The sequence below is a fragment of the Stenotrophomonas sp. YAU14D1_LEIMI4_1 genome (genome assembly GCF_003086815.1).
GTDB lineage: Bacteria > Pseudomonadota > Gammaproteobacteria > Xanthomonadales > Xanthomonadaceae > Stenotrophomonas.
In genome coordinates this window covers 1,661,980-1,679,976 of sequence record NZ_CP025997.1, presented here as the reverse complement: position 1 = coordinate 1,679,976, position 17,997 = coordinate 1,661,980, and the positions used below count along the sequence as shown (strand labels likewise).

19 protein-coding genes are annotated in these 17,997 nt (G+C 67.6%); 8 read left to right on the top strand and 11 right to left on the bottom strand.

Annotated features, from left to right (window positions below; translation table 11 throughout):
• Positions 1-9 precede the first annotated feature (9 nt).
• The 7 genes from C1932_RS07860 to C1932_RS07830 all read right to left on the bottom strand — a co-directional run bounded on the left by C1932_RS07860 (position 10) and on the right by C1932_RS07830 (position 4,443).
• A complete protein-coding gene (locus C1932_RS07860; protein ID WP_108761757.1) occupies positions 10-459 on the bottom strand; it encodes a hypothetical protein in 450 nt (149 codons plus the stop codon).
• A complete protein-coding gene (locus tag C1932_RS07855) occupies positions 410-658 on the bottom strand; it encodes a succinate dehydrogenase assembly factor 2 (RefSeq protein WP_108752789.1) in 249 nt (82 codons plus the stop codon). Before C1932_RS07855 ends, C1932_RS07860 begins: the two co-directional genes overlap by 50 nt.
• Positions 659-755: 97 nt before the next feature.
• Entirely contained in the window at positions 756-1,541 is a 786-nt protein-coding gene (locus C1932_RS07850; RefSeq protein ID WP_108752788.1) for a succinate dehydrogenase iron-sulfur subunit, read from the bottom strand.
• Between the two features lie 66 nt (positions 1,542-1,607).
• Positions 1,608-3,398 carry a succinate dehydrogenase flavoprotein subunit gene (gene sdhA, locus C1932_RS07845; RefSeq protein WP_108752787.1) on the bottom strand — a complete coding sequence of 597 codons (1,791 nt, stop codon included), beginning with the start codon at positions 3,396-3,398 and terminating at the stop codon, positions 1,608-1,610.
• A 30-nt stretch (positions 3,399-3,428) separates the two neighbouring features.
• Positions 3,429-3,824, bottom strand: coding sequence for a succinate dehydrogenase, hydrophobic membrane anchor protein (sdhD, locus tag C1932_RS07840; RefSeq protein WP_108752786.1), 396 nt, complete (start codon positions 3,822-3,824; stop codon positions 3,429-3,431).
• Positions 3,821-4,213: a succinate dehydrogenase, cytochrome b556 subunit gene (sdhC, locus tag C1932_RS07835; RefSeq protein WP_108755925.1), complete on the bottom strand. Its 393-nt coding sequence runs from the start codon at positions 4,211-4,213 to the stop codon at positions 3,821-3,823. Before sdhC ends, sdhD begins: the two co-directional genes overlap by 4 nt.
• A gap of 56 nt (positions 4,214-4,269) precedes the next feature.
• Positions 4,270-4,443 (bottom strand): DUF1674 domain-containing protein, encoded by a 174-nt coding sequence (locus C1932_RS07830; RefSeq protein ID WP_108752784.1) that lies wholly within the window; start codon positions 4,441-4,443, stop codon positions 4,270-4,272.
• A 39-nt stretch (positions 4,444-4,482) separates the two neighbouring features.
• Between C1932_RS07830 and C1932_RS07825 the strand changes: the two genes are divergently transcribed.
• On the top strand, positions 4,483-5,358 hold the full coding sequence (locus C1932_RS07825; protein ID WP_108761756.1) for a folate-binding protein YgfZ: 876 nt from the start codon (positions 4,483-4,485) through the stop codon (positions 5,356-5,358).
• Positions 5,359-5,578: 220 nt separating this feature from the next.
• Here the strand turns inward: C1932_RS07825 and ugpC are convergent, their stop codons facing one another.
• The gene (gene ugpC, locus C1932_RS07820; protein ID WP_108761755.1) at positions 5,579-6,661 is read right to left on the bottom strand and encodes a sn-glycerol-3-phosphate ABC transporter ATP-binding protein UgpC; all 1,083 of its coding nucleotides are present in this window, start codon (positions 6,659-6,661) and stop codon (positions 5,579-5,581) included.
• A 354-nt stretch (positions 6,662-7,015) separates the two neighbouring features.
• Here ugpC and zwf point away from each other — a divergent pair, with 354 nt between their 5' ends.
• The 5 genes from zwf (at position 7,016) to C1932_RS07795 (ending at position 13,125) form a co-directional block, all read left to right on the top strand.
• A complete protein-coding gene (zwf, locus tag C1932_RS07815; RefSeq protein WP_108752781.1) occupies positions 7,016-8,452 on the top strand; it encodes a glucose-6-phosphate dehydrogenase in 1,437 nt (478 codons plus the stop codon).
• Positions 8,449-9,456, top strand: coding sequence for a glucokinase (gene glk / locus C1932_RS07810; RefSeq protein ID WP_108761754.1), 1,008 nt, complete (start codon positions 8,449-8,451; stop codon positions 9,454-9,456). The genes zwf and glk overlap by 4 nt, the downstream gene beginning before the upstream one ends.
• Positions 9,453-10,175, top strand: a complete 723-nt coding sequence (gene pgl, locus C1932_RS07805; RefSeq protein ID WP_108761753.1) for a 6-phosphogluconolactonase — start codon at positions 9,453-9,455, stop codon at positions 10,173-10,175. The genes glk and pgl overlap by 4 nt, the downstream gene beginning before the upstream one ends.
• A gap of 58 nt (positions 10,176-10,233) precedes the next feature.
• Positions 10,234-12,150 carry a phosphogluconate dehydratase gene (edd, locus tag C1932_RS07800; protein WP_108752778.1) on the top strand — a complete coding sequence of 639 codons (1,917 nt, stop codon included), beginning with the start codon at positions 10,234-10,236 and terminating at the stop codon, positions 12,148-12,150.
• A gap of 315 nt (positions 12,151-12,465) precedes the next feature.
• Positions 12,466-13,125, top strand: a complete 660-nt coding sequence (locus C1932_RS07795) for a bifunctional 4-hydroxy-2-oxoglutarate aldolase/2-dehydro-3-deoxy-phosphogluconate aldolase (RefSeq protein WP_108749277.1) — start codon at positions 12,466-12,468, stop codon at positions 13,123-13,125.
• Between the two features lie 108 nt (positions 13,126-13,233).
• On the opposite strand, the gene C1932_RS07790 is transcribed toward C1932_RS07795, so the two are convergent.
• From C1932_RS07790 to ispG, 3 genes are all read right to left on the bottom strand, one after another.
• The gene (locus C1932_RS07790) at positions 13,234-13,881 is read right to left on the bottom strand and encodes a response regulator (protein WP_108761752.1); all 648 of its coding nucleotides are present in this window, start codon (positions 13,879-13,881) and stop codon (positions 13,234-13,236) included.
• 201 nt (positions 13,882-14,082) lie between these two features.
• Positions 14,083-14,832: a phosphatase PAP2 family protein gene (locus C1932_RS07785; RefSeq protein WP_108761751.1), complete on the bottom strand. Its 750-nt coding sequence runs from the start codon at positions 14,830-14,832 to the stop codon at positions 14,083-14,085.
• On the bottom strand, positions 14,813-16,078 hold the full coding sequence (gene ispG, locus C1932_RS07780) for a flavodoxin-dependent (E)-4-hydroxy-3-methylbut-2-enyl-diphosphate synthase (RefSeq protein ID WP_108752776.1): 1,266 nt from the start codon (positions 16,076-16,078) through the stop codon (positions 14,813-14,815). Before ispG ends, C1932_RS07785 begins: the two co-directional genes overlap by 20 nt.
• 114 nt (positions 16,079-16,192) lie before the next feature.
• On the opposite strand from ispG, the gene C1932_RS07775 reads away from it, so the two are divergent.
• Both C1932_RS07775 and C1932_RS07770 read left to right on the top strand, forming a co-directional pair.
• Positions 16,193-17,419 (top strand): ATP-binding protein, encoded by a 1,227-nt coding sequence (locus C1932_RS07775; RefSeq protein ID WP_108752775.1) that lies wholly within the window; start codon positions 16,193-16,195, stop codon positions 17,417-17,419.
• Positions 17,416-17,979: a response regulator transcription factor gene (locus tag C1932_RS07770; RefSeq protein WP_108752774.1), complete on the top strand. Its 564-nt coding sequence runs from the start codon at positions 17,416-17,418 to the stop codon at positions 17,977-17,979. Before C1932_RS07775 ends, C1932_RS07770 begins: the two co-directional genes overlap by 4 nt.
• Positions 17,980-17,997: the final 18 nt, after the last annotated feature.

Genomic DNA, 17,997 nt, shown 5'->3' with positions numbered 1-17,997 from the left:
CAATTCAGCTTATGGTGCCACCGACCGGGGCCGACTGGAAACCGCTCGTGCTGCCACGGCCAGTCGCAGTTCACGTCGCTGTGCGCGATCCAGCACGTCCGGCCAGAACAGCAGGTGCCGGCGCCGGCCCCGCTGCCGCCAGCGCAGCAGCAGCCAGGGGCCGCGGGACAGCAGCCGCGGGCTTTCGATGTCCTGCCCGGCCACCTGCAACGGCGCCGGCAGCGAAGGCAGCAGCAGCACGCGCCGCGGCCGGTACAGGCGCCAGCCCAGTTCGGCCAGGCCCACCGCCCACACCGCTGCCAGCACCGGCCAGTACAGCGCCGGCGGCAGTGCCGACACCTGCAGCAGCCAGGGAGCGGCGATCAGCACCGCCAGCTGCGCTGCGCCCTGCAGGCGCGAGGGGCGCCACTCAAGCCTTGAGGGCGAGGATCTTCTGCATGAGCGGAATGGCGTGGGCATGCGGGCAGGCCTCGTAGCCCATGAACCAGCGCCACAACTTATCGTCCTCGCACTCGAGCAGGAACAGGAAAACCTCGCGCTCTTCGGTCGGCGCAGTGCCCCATTCGCGGTCCAGGTAGCGCTCGAACAGCTGGTCCAGTTCGCGCATGCCGCGGCGGCAGCGCCAGCGCAGCTTCTTCAGCAGGACGTCTTCTTCCATCGTGTTTCTCCAGATACAGCAAAGCCACGCATGGCGTGGCTCTACTGGGGGGCACAGCCACGCATGGCGTGGCTCTACCGGGTACCGCCAGCCTGTATCAGGCGCGGCGTTCCATCATCAGCTTCTTGATCTCGGCAATCGCCAGCGCCGGGTTCAGGCCCTTCGGGCAGGTGCGGGCGCAGTTCATGATGGTGTGGCAGCGGTACAGCTTGAACGGATCTTCCAGATCGTCCAGGCGCGCACCGGTGTCTTCATCGCGCGAGTCGATGATCCAGCGGTAGGCCTGCAGCAGGATCGCCGGGCCCAGGTAACGCTCACCGTTCCACCAGTAGCTGGGGCAGCTGGTCGAGCAGCAGGCGCACAGGATGCACTCGTACAGGCCGTCCAGCTTCTTGCGGTCTTCCGGCGACTGCAGGCGCTCACGGTCCGGCGGTGCCGGGGTCTGGGTGCGGATCCACGGCTTGATCGAGGCGTACTGCGCGTAGAAGTGGGTCAGATCCGGAACCAGATCCTTCACCACGTTCATGTGCGGCAGCGGGTAGATCGGCACTTCCTTCTTGCCGCAGTCCGCGATGGCGCGGGTGCAGGCCAGGGTGTTGGTGCCGTCGATGTTCATCGCGCACGAACCGCAGATACCTTCGCGGCAGGAGCGGCGGAAGGTCAGGGTCGGATCGATCTCGTTCTTGATCTTGATCAGCGCGTCCAGGACCATCGGGCCGCAGGCGTCCAGATCGATCTCATAGGTGTCGGTGCGCGGATTGCTGTCGTCGTCCGGACTCCAGCGGTAGATCTTGAAGGTGCGCACGTTCTTGCCGCCGGTCTTGGCGGGGAAGTGCTGGCCCTTCGTGATCTTGGAATTCTTGGGGAGTGAAAACTCGGCCATGGCTGCTCTCGTTGGCTCAGGCGGCCCGCGCCCGTGGGCGCGGATTGCATGGTAGGCGGGGTCGGATCAGTACACGCGCGGCTTCGGCGGCACCACGGACACGTCGTCGGTCAACGTGTACATGTGCACCGGGCGGTAATCGAAGCTGCACTTGCCCTTCTCGTCCACGCTGACCAGGGTGTGCTTCTGCCAATTGACGTCGTCGCGATCGGGATAGTCCTCGTGCGCATGCGCGCCGCGGCTTTCCTTGCGCTGTTCGGCCGAATTGATCGTCGCCACCGCGTTCAGCAGCAGGTTGTTCAGTTCGTACGTCTCGATCAGGTCCGAGTTCCAGACCAGCGAACGGTCGGAAACCTTCACGTCCTGGAACGAATCGAACACCTTGGCCATCTTCTCGCAGCCTTCCTTCAGGCTTTCGCTGGTGCGGAACACCGCGGCGTCGGCCTGCATGGTGCGCTGCATGCGGTCACGGATGACCGAGGTCGGCGTATCACCATTGGCGTGGCGCAGCTTGTCCAGCAGGCCCAGTGCCTTGTCGCAGGCGTCGGCCGGCAGCGGCTTGTGCGCAGCGCCCGGCTTGATGGTCTCGGCGCAGCGGTTGGCCACGGCGCGACCGAACACGACCAGATCCAGCAGCGAGTTCGAGCCCAGGCGGTTGGCACCGTGCACCGACACGCAGGCGGCTTCGCCGATCGCGTACAGGCCCGGCACCACCGAATCGGGGTTGTCGCCGACCTTGCGCACCACTTCACCGTGGAAGTTGGTCGGAATGCCGCCCATGTTGTAGTGCACGGTCGGGATGACCGGGATCGGCTGCTTGTGCACGTCCACGCCGGCGAAGATGCGGGCGCTTTCGGCGATACCCGGCAGCTTCTCGTCGATCACGCCCGGGCCCAGGTGGGTCAGGTCGAGCAGGATGTGATCCTTGTGCTCGCCGACGCCGCGGCCTTCGCGGATTTCGATGGTCATCGAACGGCTGACCACGTCGCGCGAGGCCAGATCCTTGTAGTGCGGTGCGTAGCGTTCCATGAAGCGCTCGCCCGAGCTGTTGCGCAGGATGCCGCCTTCACCGCGGACACCCTCGGTGATCAGGCAGCCGGCACCGTAGATGCCGGTCGGGTGGAACTGCACGAACTCCATGTCCTGCATGGCGATGCCGGCACGCATGGCCAGGCCGCCACCGTCGCCGGTGCAGGTGTGCGCCGAGGTGGCGCTGAAGTACGCACGGCCGTAGCCGCCGGTGGCCAGCACCACGCCCTGGGCGCGGAACAGGTGCAGCGTGCCGTCGGACATGTCCAGGGCCAGCACGCCACGGCACACGCCTTCGTCATCGAAGATCAGGTCGAGTGCGAAGTACTCGATCATGAAGCGTGCATCGTGCTTCAGCGACTGCTGGTACAGGGTGTGCAGCATGGCGTGGCCGGTACGGTCGGCCGCCGCGCAGGTACGCTGCGCCGCCGGGCCTTCACCGTACTTGGTGGTCATGCCACCGAACGGACGCTGGTAGATCTTGCCTTCGGCGGTACGGCTGAACGGCACGCCGTAGTGTTCCAGCTCGATGATGGCCGGAATGGCCTCGCGGCACATGTATTCGATGGCGTCCTGGTCGCCCAGCCAGTCCGACCCCTTGATGGTGTCGAAGAAGTGGTAGCGCCAATCGTCTTCGCCCATGTTGGCCAGCGCGGCGGAAATACCACCCTGCGCGGCGACGGTGTGCGAACGGGTCGGGAACACCTTGGTCAGACACACGGTCTGCAGGCCCTTGGCGGCCAGGCCGAACGTGGCGCGCAGGCCGGCGCCGCCGGCGCCCACCACGACCATGTCGTACTTGTGTTCAGTAATCTTGTAAGCGGACATCTAATCTGGATTCCTGTCTTGTGCCTGGGCTCAGGCGACGCCGAGGGCGATGCGGCCCACCGCAAACACGCTGACGATCATGCCGAGCACGGCCACGAACTTCACGAAGGTCTGCAGCACCAGGGCCAGCAGCGATTCGTGGATGTAATCTTCCAGCACCACCTGCAGGCCCAGCTGGGCGTGCCAGAACATGGCGATGAGCAGGCCGATCAGCGGCACCGCGTTCCACGGCTTGGCGATGGCGGCGGTGGCGGTCACGTAGTCGGCACCGGCCAGGCGCACCACGAACACCAGGAACCACACGCCCAGCACCACCAGGGCGGCTGCGGTCAGGCGCTGGTGCACGAAGTGTTCGGTACCGGTCTTGGCCGAACCCAGGCCGCGCACGGTCTTCAGCGGGGTACGGAACTTGTTCGGCTTGTTCATGCGGCACCTCCCAGCAGCACGTAGGCCCACACCAGCGCGGTGATCACCAGGCTGCCGAAGACCGAGATCCAGCTGCTGCGAACGAAGGCAGGAATGCTGAAACCAATGGCGAAGTCCTGCACGATGTGGCGGATGCCATTGCACAGGTGGTAGGCGAACGACCATGTCCACGCGAACAGGAACACGCGGCCATACCAGGCCCCGGCATGGCCGGTGTAGCAGTTCCAGGATTCGGGCCCCATCATCAGGGCCAGAAGGCCCGCGGCGATGATGAGGGCACCAACAGACAGAAAGACGCCAGTGGCTCGATGCAGGATCGAGGTGGCCATCTGAATCTGCCAGCGATACACCTGAAGGTGCGGGGAAAGTGGGCGTTGTCTGGTCGCCATTCGCTGGGCTCGTTGTCTCGGCTGGGCGGCACACGGCCGCGTTGGCTCAATGCTGATCAGAAATCGATGCAGCGTCCGTTTTTCTCCCAATCGCCGTACCGCACCGGATCAAGTCCGCCGCGGCCGCCGAATTCCTCTTCCACCTTTTCCGGCTCCACAGGCACAGGTGCCGCGGGGACCAGCGGGGCTTCAGTTTCGGCGTCGGGAGTGGGGGTTGTTTGGCCTATCATGTTCGGTCTCGCAACGCACAAATTTTAGACCTCGTTCACGTGCCTGACAACCTGCCCCCTGCTTTCGTCGCATATCCACACCTTCCGGGCCACCAGCTGGTGACACTGCAGGGTGCCGATGCGGCCGCGTTCGCCCACGCCCAGTTCAGCAGCGACGTGACCGCCCTGCCCCTGCTGCACTGGCACTGGAGCGCCTGGCTGAGCGCCAAAGGCCGCACCCTGGCGGTGTTCCAGCTGCTGCGGCTGGCCGAAGATCACGTGATGCTGGTGCTGGCCGACGGCGACGCCGATGCGATTGCGTCGCAACTGCAACGCTTCGTGTTCCGGCGCAAGGTGAAGGTGCAGGTGCGCGCGGATCTGGCGGTGACCGGCGCCTTCACTGCGCCCGAGGCCGCCAGCGGCGCGGCGATTGCCCTGGCTGAAGGCGCGGACTGGGAACTGGACCTGGGCAGTGATGCGCTGCCGCGCACCCTGCGTATCGGCGCGCCCGATGCAGCGGCCACGGAAGCCGATGCCGCCGCAGACACCTTCGCCCTGGCCTGGCGCCAGGCCGATCTGCGCTTCGGCCTGCCGCGCCTGGATGCCAGCCAGCGCGAGGTGTGGACGCCGCAGCAACTGGGGCTGGACCGCCTGAACGGGTACAGCGTGAAGAAGGGCTGCTATCCGGGCCAGGAAATCGTGGCCCGCACCCATTTCCTGGGCAAGGCCAAGCGCGCGGTGCAGCTGCTGCACACCGCCGCACCGGCGCAGGCCGGTGACACGGTGCAGCAGGACGGCGCGGCGCTGGGCACCCTGGCCAGCGTGGCCGCAGACCTTGCCCTGGCGGTGCTGCCGCTGGAAACCAGCGATGGCGAACTGCAGGTCGGCGGCGTGGCCGCGCAGCGCGTGCCACTGCTGGACGGCCTGGCGCGCTGAGCCCAGCCCGTAGGCGCGGACCTGAACTGGTGGGTGCGGACCTTGGTCCGCACTGCTTCTGCTGGCATCCCATCCACGCATGGCGTGGATCTACCGGGCCTCGCTTCATCCGCGCATGGCGTGGATCTACCGGGCCTCGCCTCATCCACGCATGGCGTGGATCTACGGCGGCCCTGCTCTGGTAGGTGCGGACCTTGGTCCGCACGCCGACCAAGCATGCTTACAGGCGTTCGCCGGTTTCTGCGCTGAAGAAGTGCAGCCCCTGCGGGTGGATTGCCACGCGGATCTCCTCGCCCACCGCCGGCAGCGCCTGCGGCGCCACGCGCATGGTCAGCGCATGCTGGCCACTGCTCAGGTTCACGAAGATCTCGTTGCCAACCGGCTCGATGCCCTCGATGCGCGCGGTGAACGCATGCGCATCATCGGGGACCGCCGGCTGCAGATGCTCCGGACGCACGCCCACGGCGATCGACTTCTGCAGCCACGCCGGATCGATGGTGGCCTGGCCCAGCGGCGCGCGCCAGGCACCGTCCACCACGCTTACGCCACCGGCGTCGCCCTGCAGCGTGCCGCGCAGCACGTTCATTGCCGGGCTGCCCAGGAAGCCGGCCACGAACAGGTTGGCCGGGCGGTCGTACAGCGCCATCGGCGTGTCGATCTGCTGGATGATGCCGTCCTTGAGCACCACGATGCGCTGGCCCAGGGTCATCGCTTCCACCTGGTCGTGGGTCACGTAGATCATGGTGGTGCCCAGCTTGCGATGCAGCTGCGCGATTTCGGTACGCACGCTGTGCCGCAGCTTGGCGTCCAGGTTGGACAGCGGTTCGTCCAGCAGGAACACCGCCGGCTCGCGCACCAGGGCGCGACCCAGGGCCACGCGCTGGCGCTGGCCACCGGACATCGCCTTGGGCAGCTTGTCCATCATCTCGGTCAGGCCCAGCGTCTGCGCCGCCTCGGCGATGCGCTTGTCGATGGTCGCCTTGTCATGGCCGCGCAGCTTCAGGCCGAAGGCCAGATTCTCGGCCACGGTCATGTGCGGGTACAGCGCGTAGCTCTGGAACACCATCGCGATGTCGCGATCCTTCGGCGCCACGTCATTGACCACCCGGTCACCAATGGTGAGCGTGCCGCCGCTGATTTCCTCCAGGCCCGCCACCATCCGCAGCAGCGTCGACTTGCCGCAGCCGGACGGCCCGACCAGCACCATCAGCTCGCCGTCGGCCACCTCGAACGTGGCGTCCTTCACTGCAACCTGGCCGTTGTCGTAGACCTTGCGCACACCCTGCAACTGCACTTTTGCCATATCACTCTATCCAGTCCGCCCGGTGCCGGGCTGTCATTGGGGACTGCCTTCGGCCCTCCCGATGGCAGTGATGATTGCGCGGTCGCCGCATGACGGCGAGCACTGCAATCGAATACAGTTGCCCATTCTGCCATGTAAACGTTTTCACGTGGCACTATCCGATGGTCGGCGCGCACCGACCTGCAACAGCGGCCAACCGAAAGCGGGCCGTTGCGGTGGTTTCGAATGGAACGGTTGCCCGGACGCCCGGAAAACCGCCCCCAGCGAACCTCGGACAGACAGTAGCGCGGATGTCCCCTGAACCCAGCCATGAAGCGATTGACAACGATGTCACCCGGATCTGAAACTCGAGCGATGCACGACACCCTCTTCCTGTTTGGTGCCACAGGTGATCTGGCCCAGCGCTACCTGTTCCCTTCGCTGCTGCGCCTGCTCGGCGACGGCCTGCTGCCGGAGGATTTCCGCATCCGTGCGCTGGCCCTGTCCGGCCACGACACCGAAGCCTTCCATGACATCCTGCGCCCGCGCCTGCAGCAGGCCATGCCCATGGCCAGCCAGGACGACATCGCCGGCCTGCTGCGCCGCATCGACTACCGCTCGGTGGACCTGCGCGACGTGGACTCGGTGGCCGCCGCCGTGTCCGACCTGGTGCACCGCCGCTGCGTGAGCTACCTGGCCATTCCGCCGGGCCTGTACATCTCCACCTGCGAAGGCCTGGCCAAGGGCGGCGCACTGGCATCGCCGGCACGCCTGATGCTGGAAAAGCCGATCGGCAGCGACAGCGAAAGCGCCGAAGAGATCATCAGCACCATCGGCCAGTGGATCGACGAAGACCGCGTGTTCCGCCTGGACCACTACCTGGGCAAGGCCGCGGTGCAGAACCTGATCGCCCTGCGCTTCGGCAACACGCTGCTGGAAGCAGTGTGGAACCGCAACTACATCGAATCGGTGCACATCCTGGTGGCCGAAAGCGAAGGCGTGGACGGCCGCGACGCCTACTACGCCCGCTCCGGCGCGCTGCGTGACATGGTGCAGAGCCACATCCTGCAGCTGCTGTGCATGGTGGCGATGGAACCGCCGGCTTCGCTGGAAGCCGACCGCATCCGCGACGAAAAGGTGAAGGTGCTGCGCGCCCTGCGCCCGCTGGATGCCAAGCACGCCGCGCGTGACAGCATCCGCGGCCGCTACACCGCCGGCAGCATCAACGGCCAGCCGGCCCAGGCCTACCAGCCGCCGGAAGGCAGCGACGTGGAAACCTTCGCCGGTGTCACCGCGCACATCGACAACTGGCGCTGGAGCGGCGTGCCCTTCCACCTGGTTACCGGCAAGCGCCTGCCCGAGCGCACCACCCGCGTGGTGGTCACGCTGAAGCCGGTCACCCATTGGCTGTTCGAGCGCCCGCAGCGTGCGCAGGCCGCGCCGAACCGCCTGGTGTTCCAGCTGCAGCCGCAGGAAAACATCGAACTGGGCCTGATGAGCAGCCTGGCCGGCCCGGAATGGGGCGCGCTGGAACTGCATCCGCTGGAACTGGAACTGTCGGTGCCGACCGGCCTGCACCGTCGCATCGCCTACGAACGCCTGTTCCTGGATGCCTTCAATGGCAACCACACCCTGTTCGTGCGCGATGACGAAGTACGCGCCGCCTGGGCCTGGATCGACAGCGTGGCCGACGCATGGAAGGACGCCAAGCTGCCGCTGGAACCCTACCCGGCCGGCCAGTGGGGCCCGAGCAGCGCAACCGAGTTCCTGCCGCAGGGCGTGGATGCTCCCGACAGCGGAGCGTCGGCATGAGTGCCCCCAGCCAGCCGGTGCTGGTGGCCGATATCGGCGGCACCAACGCCCGCTTCGCCCTGGCCGACACCTCGCAGGACGCGCCGCTGCTGAAGGACAGCATCCGCGAATACGCGGTGGCCGAGTTCCCGTCGCTGGGCGATGCCGCGCGCCATTACCTGGAACAGGCCGGCGCCAGCGCCCGCCGCGGCGTGTTCGCCGTGGCCGGCCGCGTGGACGGCGACGAAGCCCGCATCACCAACCACCCGTGGGTGATCTCGCGCAGCCGCACCGCGGCCATGCTCGGCTTCGACGAACTGCACCTGATCAACGATTTCGCCGCGCAGGCCATGGCCGTAGCGCTGCTGCAGCCGCATGACGTGGTGCAGATCGGCGGCGCGCAATGGACCCCGGCCGCACCGGGCCAGCCGCGCAACTACGGTGTCATCGGCCCGGGCACCGGGCTGGGCGTGGGCGGCCTGCTGGTGCGCCACGGCCGCAGCTACCCGCTGGAAACCGAAGGCGGCCATGTCAGCTTCCCGCCGGGCACGCCCGAGGAGATCCGCATCTTGGAGATCCTGTCCGAACAGTTCGGCCGCGTTTCCAACGAACGCCTGATCTGCGGCCCGGGCCTGGTCAACATCCACCGCGCCGTGTGCGAAATAGCCGGCTTCGATCCGGGCCAGCTGCAACCGGCCGATGTCACCGCGCGCGCCGCCTTGGGCGACCCGCAGGCGATGCGCACGGTGGATGTGTTCTGCGCGGTGTTCGGCGCCATTGCCGGCGATCTGGTGCTGGTGCAGGGCGCCTGGGACGGCGTGTTCCTGACCGGCGGCCTGGTGCCGAAGATGCTCGATTCGCTGCAGCATTCCGGTTTCCGCCAGCGCTTCGAACACAAGGGCCGGTTCTCTTCCATCATGGGCCGGGTGCCGTCGCTGGCGATCATGCACCCCTGCCCCGGCCTGCTGGGCGCTGCCGCCTACGCCGCCGACGCCGAACGCGATGCCCCTGGAGTTGCTGCATGAGCCCGATCTTCCACGACGACCGCATTGATTTCGTCCAGCACGCCGATGCCGACGCCTGGATCGAAACGGTGGCCGCCGAGATGGCCCAGGCCATCAATCATGACATCAACGACGTGGGCCGTGCCCGCATCCTGCTGTCCGGCGGCACCACGCCGGCGCCGGTGTACCAGGCGCTGGCCGAACTGGACGTGCATTGGGACCGGGTGGAAGTGAGCCTGGCCGATGAGCGCTGGCTGTCGCCGCAGGATCGCGACAGCAATGCCTGGCTGGTGCGCGAGCACCTGCTCAAGCGTGCCGAAGGCGCGCACTTCGACCCGCTGGTGCGGGTGGGCAAGCCGCTGCCCGAATGCGTGTACACCGCCAACCTGCAGGCCCAGCACAGCCAAGCGCCGAGCGTGGTGGCCCTGGGCATGGGCAACGACGGCCATACCGCGTCGCTGTTCCCGGGTTCGAAGGATCTGACCCGCGCCCTGGAAAGCACCCTGCCCTACGCGGCGCTGGATGCCACCGGCTGCCCAGGCTCGAACCAGTGGCCGCTGCGCATCACCCTGACCCCGCGCGGGCTGGGCCAGTGCCGCCAGCGCCTGCTGCTGCTGCGCGGCAAGCAGAAGCTGCAGGTGCTGCGCCAGGCTTTGGACAGCAACGACCCGCAGCTGTACCCGATCCTTTCTGCGATCAACCTGGACGGCGCGCGCCTGCGCGTCCACTGGGCTGATTGATGTCGGCGGCGGCACCGCGGTGCCGCCTGTCACTCGCCACCTTGAATGCCGGTAGCCAATGAGCCTCCATCCGCAACTGCAAGCCATCACCGAGCGTGTCATCCGCCGCAGCGCCGCGTCCCGCGCCGCCTACCTGGCCGCGATCGACGCCTCGCTGCGTGACGGCCCGTTCCGCAGCCGCCTTAGCTGCGGCAACCTTGCCCACGGCTTCGCCGCCTGTGGCGGCACGGACAAGAGTCGCCTGCGCGGCGGCGTCACCGCCAACCTGGGCATCATCACCGCGTACAACGACATGTTGTCGGCGCACCAGCCGTTCGAGACCTACCCCGAGCAGATCCGCCAGATCGCCCGCGAACTGGGCGCGACCGCGCAGGTGGCCGGTGCCGTGCCGGCCATGTGTGACGGCGTCACCCAGGGCCGCGGCGGCATGGAACTGTCGCTGTTCTCGCGCGATGTGATCGCCCAGGCGACCGCGATCGGCCTGAGCCACGACATGTTCGATACCACCGTCTACCTTGGTGTGTGCGACAAGATCGTGCCGGGCCTGCTGATCGGCGCGCTGGCCTTCGGCCACCTGCCGGCGGTGTTCGTGCCGGCCGGCCCGATGACCCCGGGCATTCCGAACAAGCAGAAGGCCGAAGTGCGCGAGCGCTACGCCGCCGGCGAAGCCACCCGCGAGGAGCTGCTGGAAGCCGAATCGGCGTCGTACCACGGCGCCGGCACCTGCACGTTCTACGGCACCGCCAATTCCAACCAGGTGCTGCTGGAAGCGATGGGCGTGCAGCTGCCCGGCGCGTCGTTCGTGAACCCCGGCACGCCGCTGCGCGATGCGCTGACCCGCGAAGCCACCGAGCGCGCGCTGGACATCACCGCGCTGGGCGACGATTTCCGTCCGCTGGGCCGCATCATCGACGAGCGCGCCATCATCAATGCGGTCATCGCACTGATGGCCACCGGCGGTTCGACCAACCACACCATCCACTGGATCGCCGTGGCCCGCGCAGCCGGCATCGTGCTGACCTGGGACGATTTCGACGAGCTGTCGCAGCTGATTCCGCTGCTGGCACGCGTCTATCCGAACGGCGAAGCCGACGTGAACCGCTTCGCCGCGGCCGGTGGCCCGGCCTTCGTGTTCGGTGAACTGATCAAGGCCGGGCTGATGCACGGCGATCTGGTCAGTGTGGCGCGCGGCGGCATGGCCGACTACGCGCGCGAGCCGCAGCTGCGCGATGGCCAACTGGTCTACCTGCCGGGGCTGGAACGCAGCGCCGATGACGAGGTGGTGCGCGGCGTGGACAACCCGTTCGAGAGTCAGGGCGGCCTGCGCCTGCTGCGCGGCAACCTGGGCAAGTCGCTGATCAAACTGTCGGCGGTGAAGCCGCAGTACCGCACCATCGAGGCCCCGGCCGTGGTGGTCGATGCGCCGCAGGTGCTGAACAAGCTGCACGCCGCAGGCATGCTGCCGCAGGATTTCGTGGCGGTGGTGCGTTACCAGGGCCCGCGTGCGAACGGCATGCCGGAACTGCATTCGCTGGCGCCGTTGCTGGGCCTGTTGCAGAACCAGGGCCGGCGCGTGGCGCTGGTTACCGACGGCCGTCTGTCGGGTGCGTCGGGCAAGATTCCGGCGGCCATCCACGTGACGCCGGAAGCGGCGCGCGGGGGTCCGCTGGGCAAGGTACGCGAGGGCGATATGATCCGTCTGGACGGTGAGGCCGGCACGCTGGAAGTGCTGGTGGATGCGGCCGAATGGGCGGCGCGTACGCTGGCGCCCAATACGGCGCCGGCGGCCAACGACATGGGCCGCAATCTGTTTGCGATCAATCGTCGGGTGGTCGGGCCTGCGGACCAGGGCGCGATTTCGATTTCGTGCGGGCCGGCGGCGGCTGATGGTGGGCCGTGGGATTACGACGCGGAGTACGAGCTGGGGCACGATGCTGCGGCCGCGGCGGCACCGCATGAGGCGAAGGACGCCTGAGGGTTTGAAGAGCGTTGCGGGTTCGCGTTGGCGGTCAGTGTCCTGGTTGAGGCGGCGGGTAGCCCCCATCAGGACACGCCGTGAACCCATCCATGGGGGCTCGTAGGCGCCTTGCTCGTGTGCGCAATCCTGCGCACACGGCAAGACCGGGGTCGGGCGTCCTGCCCAACCCGCCCGAGGCATGCCTCGGGCCCATGGCGCCTGCGGTCCTGGTGGGGGCTACCCACCGCCTCTGGACAGTTTGCTGGCGCCCTCGCGCCGCGAAGTGATCATTGAAAGCACAACAAGAGCGAAAGCAAAGGCAGAAGCAGAGCTATGGGTATCGAGCAACATCAGGTTAAGGCGGCGGAGATGCTGCGGGCGGCGGGTATTCTGCCGGTGGTGACGATTCATACGCTGGAGCAGGCGCGGGCGGTCAGTGCGGCGCTGCTGGAGGGCGGGCTGCCGGCCATCGAGTTGACCCTGCGTACGCCGGTGGCGATGGAAGCGCTGGCCATGCTCAAGCGCGAACTGCCCGATGTGGTGGTCGGTGCCGGTACGGTGCTGACCGTGGAGCAGATGCAGCAGGCCATCGATGCCGGGGCTGATTTCCTGGTCACTCCGGGTACGCCGCCGGTGCTGGCCGATGCGCTGGCGGCGGCGCCGCTGCCGGTGGTGCCGGGTGCGGCCACGCCCACCGAGCTGCTGTCGCTCTACGCGCGCGGCTTCCGCGTCTGCAAGCTGTTCCCGGCCACGGCCGTGGGTGGCCTGGCGATGATCAAGGGCCTGGCTGGGCCGGTGGCTGACCTGAAGCTGTGCCCCACCGGTGGCATCACCGAAAACACCGCCGCCGAATACCTGGAGCAGAAGAACGTGGTCTGCATCGGTGGTTCGTGGATGGTGCCGGGCAACTGGATCGCCGACGGCCAGTGGGACAAGGTGCGCGAAAGCGCCGCCCAGGCCGCGAAGATCGTCAAGCGCGTCCGCGGCCACTGAAGAACTACGGGGTCAGAGCCCTTTCCCGCCGGGAAAGGGATCCGACCCCGGGGTCGGATCCCGTTCCATCGGAACGGGCTCTGACCCCAGCTTTCAAGCGCGACCGACCTACAGCGGCCGTGCCGGATCCACCAGCCCGTACTGGCTGGCCATGCGCGCCAGCGCGATGTTGTCGTGGATACCCATCTTCTCGAACAGGCGCGCCTTGTGTGTGTTCACAGTCTTCGCGCTCAGGCTCAGGCGCCGCGCGATGTCTTCCTGGCGCAGACCCTGGGTCAGCAGCAGGGCCACTTCCAGTTCGCGCGGCGACAGCATATCGAACGGCGAGGCGTTGCCTTCCACCGTGGACAGCGCCAGATTCTGCGCGATGCTGGTGCCCAGGTAGCGGCGACCGCCGGCCACGTCGCGCACCGCGCGCAGCAGTTCCTGCGCATCGCAGCCCTTGCCGATGTAACCGGCCGCACCGGCCTCAAGCAGGCGCTTGGGCAGCGGCCCATCTTCCAGCACCGATACGATCACCACGCGCGTGGCGCGGTGGCTGCGCACGATGCGCTCGGTCACCTCCATGCCACTGACACCGGGCAGGTGCAGATCGCACAGCACCACGTCCGGCAGCAGCTGGCGGACCTCACGCAGGGCGTCCTCTCCGGTCTCGGCTTCGCCCACGACCTCGATGTCGGGTTCCCCCGACAGGATCATTTTCATCCCGGTGCGGACCAGCGCGTGGTCATCCACCAGGTAGACTCGAATCGTCATCCACGTCCCTCTTCGAATGCGGCCATCGGGGGCCAAGCTAGGCGTGCGCCATGGCACATCGCAAGCGCGGAAACTGCGCAAAAACGGCGTTCTGCCTTGCGCATCACATTCTTCACGCGCCGATTCCGTCCCTGGCCCCGTAAAACCCCCGACATCGAAACTACACATCCATTGCGCGGCATCCCAAACGGGACAACCGCGTCAATCCCCTGTTGCGATCGCTTCGCTGGCCCTCGCTGGCGGCGAACCGTGACGCCGCCAAGGATGCCGGCGACGGAACATGACCAGATAGCACCCTACCACCCAAACGAGCGCGGCACACCATCCGGCCAGGATGTCCGAGGGATAGTGCACGCCCAGATAGACCCGGGACACGCTCACCAGCAGGCTGAACGCGGGGGCCAGCACCAGTACCGGCCAACGCCAGCGGGTGTTCCAGGCCAGCAGCACCAAGGTCATCGCCAGGGTCATCGAGCCCATGGCGTGGCCGCTGGGGAAGCTGAATGTCGATTCCGGCGCGATCGATTCCCACAGGCTGGGGCGGTCACGCTGGAAGAACTGCTTGCTGCCCATGTTCAGCAGCGCCGAACCGACGAAGCTCACCGCCACGAAGGTCGCTTCGCGCCAGCGCCGCCGCCAGGCCAGTGCGCCCACGATCAGCACGTCGGCGGGAATCAGGAACCATTCGTAGCCCAGCCGCGACAGCAGCACGAAGAACGTGTCCAGCGCCGGCGAATGCAGGCCGTGCATCTGCCACAGCAATGGCGCATCGAAATGGAACGATTCGAACTCGTGCACCTCGTCGGCCAGCGCTACGAAGCCGGCCAGCGGCAGCAGGACGCCGGCAAACAGCAGCAGCAGGCGCCAGGCATTGCGCGCCATCCAGTGGCGGAAACCGGACGCCGGCTCCGGCGCGGCCAGGATGACGGGCTTATCCTGCGCTTCGGACATAGGTACGTTCGACGTACTCGTCGATCAGGGCAACGAACTCCTGGGCGATGTTGTCGCCGCGCAGGGTCACCTTCTTCTCGCCATCGACGAACACCGGCGCGGCCGGCGTCTCACCGGTACCCGGCAGGGAAATGCCGATGTTGGCGTGGCGCGACTCGCCCGGGCCGTTCACGATGCAGCCCATCACCGCCAGGGTCATGTTCTCCGCACCCGGGTGGTGGATCTTCCACAGCGGCATCTTCTCGCGCACGTGGTTCTGCACCACCTTGGCCAGTTCCTGGAAGAATTCGGAGGTGGTACGGCCACAGCCTGGGCACGCGGTCACCAGCGGGGTGAAGGCACGCTGGCCGGTGGTCTGCAGCAGTTCCTGGGCGACGATCACTTCCTGCGTACGCGACTGCCCCGGTTCGGGGGTCAGCGAAATGCGGATGGTGTCACCGATACCTTCCTGCAGCAGCACGCTCAGCGCCGCGGCCGAGGCCACGATGCCCTTGCTGCCGATGCCGGCTTCGGTCAGGCCCAGGTGAAGGGCGAAATCCGAGCGCTGGGCCAGGTCGCGGTACACCGCGATCAGTTCCTGCACGCCGCTCACCTTGGCCGACAGCACGATGCGATCGCGCGGCAGGCCCAGTTCCACCGCCTGTTCGGCCGAATCCAGCGCCGAGCGGATCAACGCTTCGCGCAGCACGCGGCCGGCGTCCCAGGGCTGTTCGCGATGGTTGTTCTCGTCCATCAGCTTCGCCGCCAGCGCCTGGTCCAGCGAACCCCAGTTGGCACCGATGCGCACCGGCTTGTTGTAGCGCACGGCGAATTCGATCAACTGCGCGAACTGCAGGTCTTTCTTCTTGCCGAAGCCGACATTGCCCGGGTTGATACGGTATTTGGCCAGCGCTTCGGCGCAGGCCGGCTCGGCGGTCAACAGCTGGTGGCCGTTGTAGTGGAAATCGCCGATCAGCGGCACGTCGATGCCCATCATCGCCAGCTTGTCGACGATGCGCGGAATGGCCGCGGCCGCTTCAACCGTGTTGACGGTCAGGCGCACCATTTCCGACCCGGCACGCCACAGCTCGGCCACCTGCTTGGCGGTGGACGCCACGTCGGAGGTGTCGGTGTTGGTCATCGACTGCACCACCACCGGCTTGCCGCCGCCTACAGTGACCCCGCCGATCTGGACGGCATGGGTCTGGCGGCGCGGCCAGGCGGTGGCATCAGAGGGGGGCGTAGGGCGGGTGACGGCGTCGTGCATGCGGCCATTCTACCGCCCGCCCCTGCATTCGGGGTGGGTCGCATTCAGCGGCCAGCGCGTCTGCGGCCGATTGTCGCAGGCAGCCCGTGCGATGAACGCATACGATGGGCAGGCATGACCGGACCCGACGCCCCGTTCCTTCGTACCCTGTGCAGCCTGCGCTGGCTGGCCGTGGCCGGCCAGGCGGCCACCATCCTGGTCGCCACCTGGGTGCTGGGCCTGCCGTTGCCGCAGCAGCCCCTGTGGGCTGGCGTAGCCGTGCTGGCCGTATTCAACCTGTATACCCAGCTGCGCCCGGAAGCGGGCGATACCGCCCCACTGACCGCCTTCGGGCACATCCTGGTGGACGTGATCATCCTGACCTGGATGGTCGGCTGGAGCGGCGGCATCGCCAACCCCTTCGGCTCGCTGTTCCTGATCCTGATCGCGCTGGCCGCCTTCGCCCTGCCCCGGCGCTGGGCGCTGGCGGTGGCCGGCGCCTGCCTGCTGGGCTACGCCGCCAGCGGCGTGTTCGGCCAACCCCTGCCCGCCGGCTACTTCCGCGCGCTGGACCTGAACCGCTGGGGCGTGGTGGCCAACTTCCTGCTGTCTGCGGCGGTCGTGCTGACCTTTTCCACCCGCCTGGCGACGGCCCTGCGCCAGCGCGAACTGGAACTGTCGGCGCTGCGCGAACGCTTCGCCCGCAACGAAGGCATCGTCGCCCTGGCCACCCATGCCGCCTCGGTGGCGCACGAACTGAACACCCCGCTGGCGACCATGACCCTGCTGGCCGATGACGTGGCCGAGCGCAGCGAAGAGCCGGAAGTGCGCGAGGACATGGAAACCCTGCGCGAACTGCTGGTGCAGTGCCGTGAGCGCGTGCTGGCGCTGGCCGCGCCGGCATCCACCGATGGCCCCGGCCGCGGCCATTCCAGCGCGCAGCAGGTGCTGGAACAGTGGCGGCTGGTGCGGCCGACCATCGACCTGCACCGCAACGACGACGCGCCACTGAGGCTGCCGCTCGATCCCGGCGTGGGCCACCTGCTGATGGTGCTGCTGAACAACGCCGCCGATGCGGGCGAACAGGCCGGGCGCCCGCGCGTGGACCTGGACCTGCGCATCGAAGGCGACGACCTGATCGGTGAAGTGCGCGATTACGGGCACGGCTTCAACGCCCGTGCCGCCGTGCTGCCGGGCCGATTGTTCGGCAGCAGCAAGAGTGAAGGCATGGGCGTGGGTCTGGCCCTGTCCCATGCCACCATCGAACGCCTGCAGGGCGAGATGTGGATGCGCCCGGCCCAGGGGGCCGGCAGCCGCGTCGGCTTCCGCCTGCCGCTGGCCCCACGCGAGGACACCCCATGAACGCCTCAACCCTTGGCCTCCTGGTCGACGACGACGAACTGTACCTGCGCACCCTGCAGCGCAGCCTGGCCCGCAAGGGCCTGGAAACGCAGACCGCACAGGACGCGGCCAGCGCGCTGATGCTGGCACGCCAGCACCCGCCTGCATTCGCCCTGATCGACCTGAAGCTGGGCAACGATTCGGGCCTGGCCCTGATCCAGCCGCTGCGCGCGCTGCGTGCAGACATGCGCATCCTGCTGGTGACCGGTTACGCCAGCATCGCCACGGCGGTGGAAGCGATCAAGCTGGGCGCCGACGATTACCTGCCCAAGCCGGCCACGGTGCCGATGATCCTGCGCGCCCTTGGCGAAGAGGACGACGGCCCGGCCGATGACGGCGAAATGGAAGTGCCCGATGCGATGACGCCGATCAGCCGCCTGCAGTGGGAACACATCCAGCAGGCCATGCACGAGACCGGCGGCAATGTGTCGGCCGCGGCGCGGCTGCTGGGCATGCACCGGCGTTCGCTGCAGCGCAAGCTGGCCAAGCGGCCAAGCCCGGAGCGCGACCCGAGCCGTTGATGCGGGGTCGCGTCCGCC

Excerpts from the sequence above, each read along its gene's own strand:
- C1932_RS07860 (WP_108761757.1), bottom strand. The coding sequence starts at position 459 with ATGCCCACGCCATTCCGCTCATGCAGAAGATCCTCGCCCTCAAGGCTT.
- C1932_RS07855 (WP_108752789.1), bottom strand. The coding sequence starts at position 658 with ATGGAAGAAGACGTCCTGCTGAAGAAGCTGCGCTGGCGCTGCCGCCGC.
- C1932_RS07850 (WP_108752788.1), bottom strand. The coding sequence starts at position 1,541 with ATGGCCGAGTTTTCACTCCCCAAGAATTCCAAGATCACGAAGGGCCAG.
- sdhA (WP_108752787.1), bottom strand. The coding sequence starts at position 3,398 with ATGTCCGCTTACAAGATTACTGAACACAAGTACGACATGGTCGTGGTG.
- sdhD (WP_108752786.1), bottom strand. The coding sequence starts at position 3,824 with ATGAACAAGCCGAACAAGTTCCGTACCCCGCTGAAGACCGTGCGCGGC.
- sdhC (WP_108755925.1), bottom strand. The coding sequence starts at position 4,213 with ATGGCGACCAGACAACGCCCACTTTCCCCGCACCTTCAGGTGTATCGC.
- C1932_RS07830 (WP_108752784.1), bottom strand. The coding sequence starts at position 4,443 with ATGATAGGCCAAACAACCCCCACTCCCGACGCCGAAACTGAAGCCCCG.
- ugpC (WP_108761755.1), bottom strand. The coding sequence starts at position 6,661 with ATGGCAAAAGTGCAGTTGCAGGGTGTGCGCAAGGTCTACGACAACGGC.
- zwf (WP_108752781.1), top strand. The coding sequence starts at position 7,016 with ATGCACGACACCCTCTTCCTGTTTGGTGCCACAGGTGATCTGGCCCAG.
- glk (WP_108761754.1), top strand. The coding sequence starts at position 8,449 with ATGAGTGCCCCCAGCCAGCCGGTGCTGGTGGCCGATATCGGCGGCACC.
- pgl (WP_108761753.1), top strand. The coding sequence starts at position 9,453 with ATGAGCCCGATCTTCCACGACGACCGCATTGATTTCGTCCAGCACGCC.
- edd (WP_108752778.1), top strand. The coding sequence starts at position 10,234 with ATGAGCCTCCATCCGCAACTGCAAGCCATCACCGAGCGTGTCATCCGC.
- C1932_RS07795 (WP_108749277.1), top strand. The coding sequence starts at position 12,466 with ATGGGTATCGAGCAACATCAGGTTAAGGCGGCGGAGATGCTGCGGGCG.
- C1932_RS07790 (WP_108761752.1), bottom strand. The coding sequence starts at position 13,881 with ATGACGATTCGAGTCTACCTGGTGGATGACCACGCGCTGGTCCGCACC.
- C1932_RS07785 (WP_108761751.1), bottom strand. The coding sequence starts at position 14,832 with ATGTCCGAAGCGCAGGATAAGCCCGTCATCCTGGCCGCGCCGGAGCCG.
- ispG (WP_108752776.1), bottom strand. The coding sequence starts at position 16,078 with ATGCACGACGCCGTCACCCGCCCTACGCCCCCCTCTGATGCCACCGCC.
- C1932_RS07775 (WP_108752775.1), top strand. The coding sequence starts at position 16,193 with ATGACCGGACCCGACGCCCCGTTCCTTCGTACCCTGTGCAGCCTGCGC.
- C1932_RS07770 (WP_108752774.1), top strand. The coding sequence starts at position 17,416 with ATGAACGCCTCAACCCTTGGCCTCCTGGTCGACGACGACGAACTGTAC.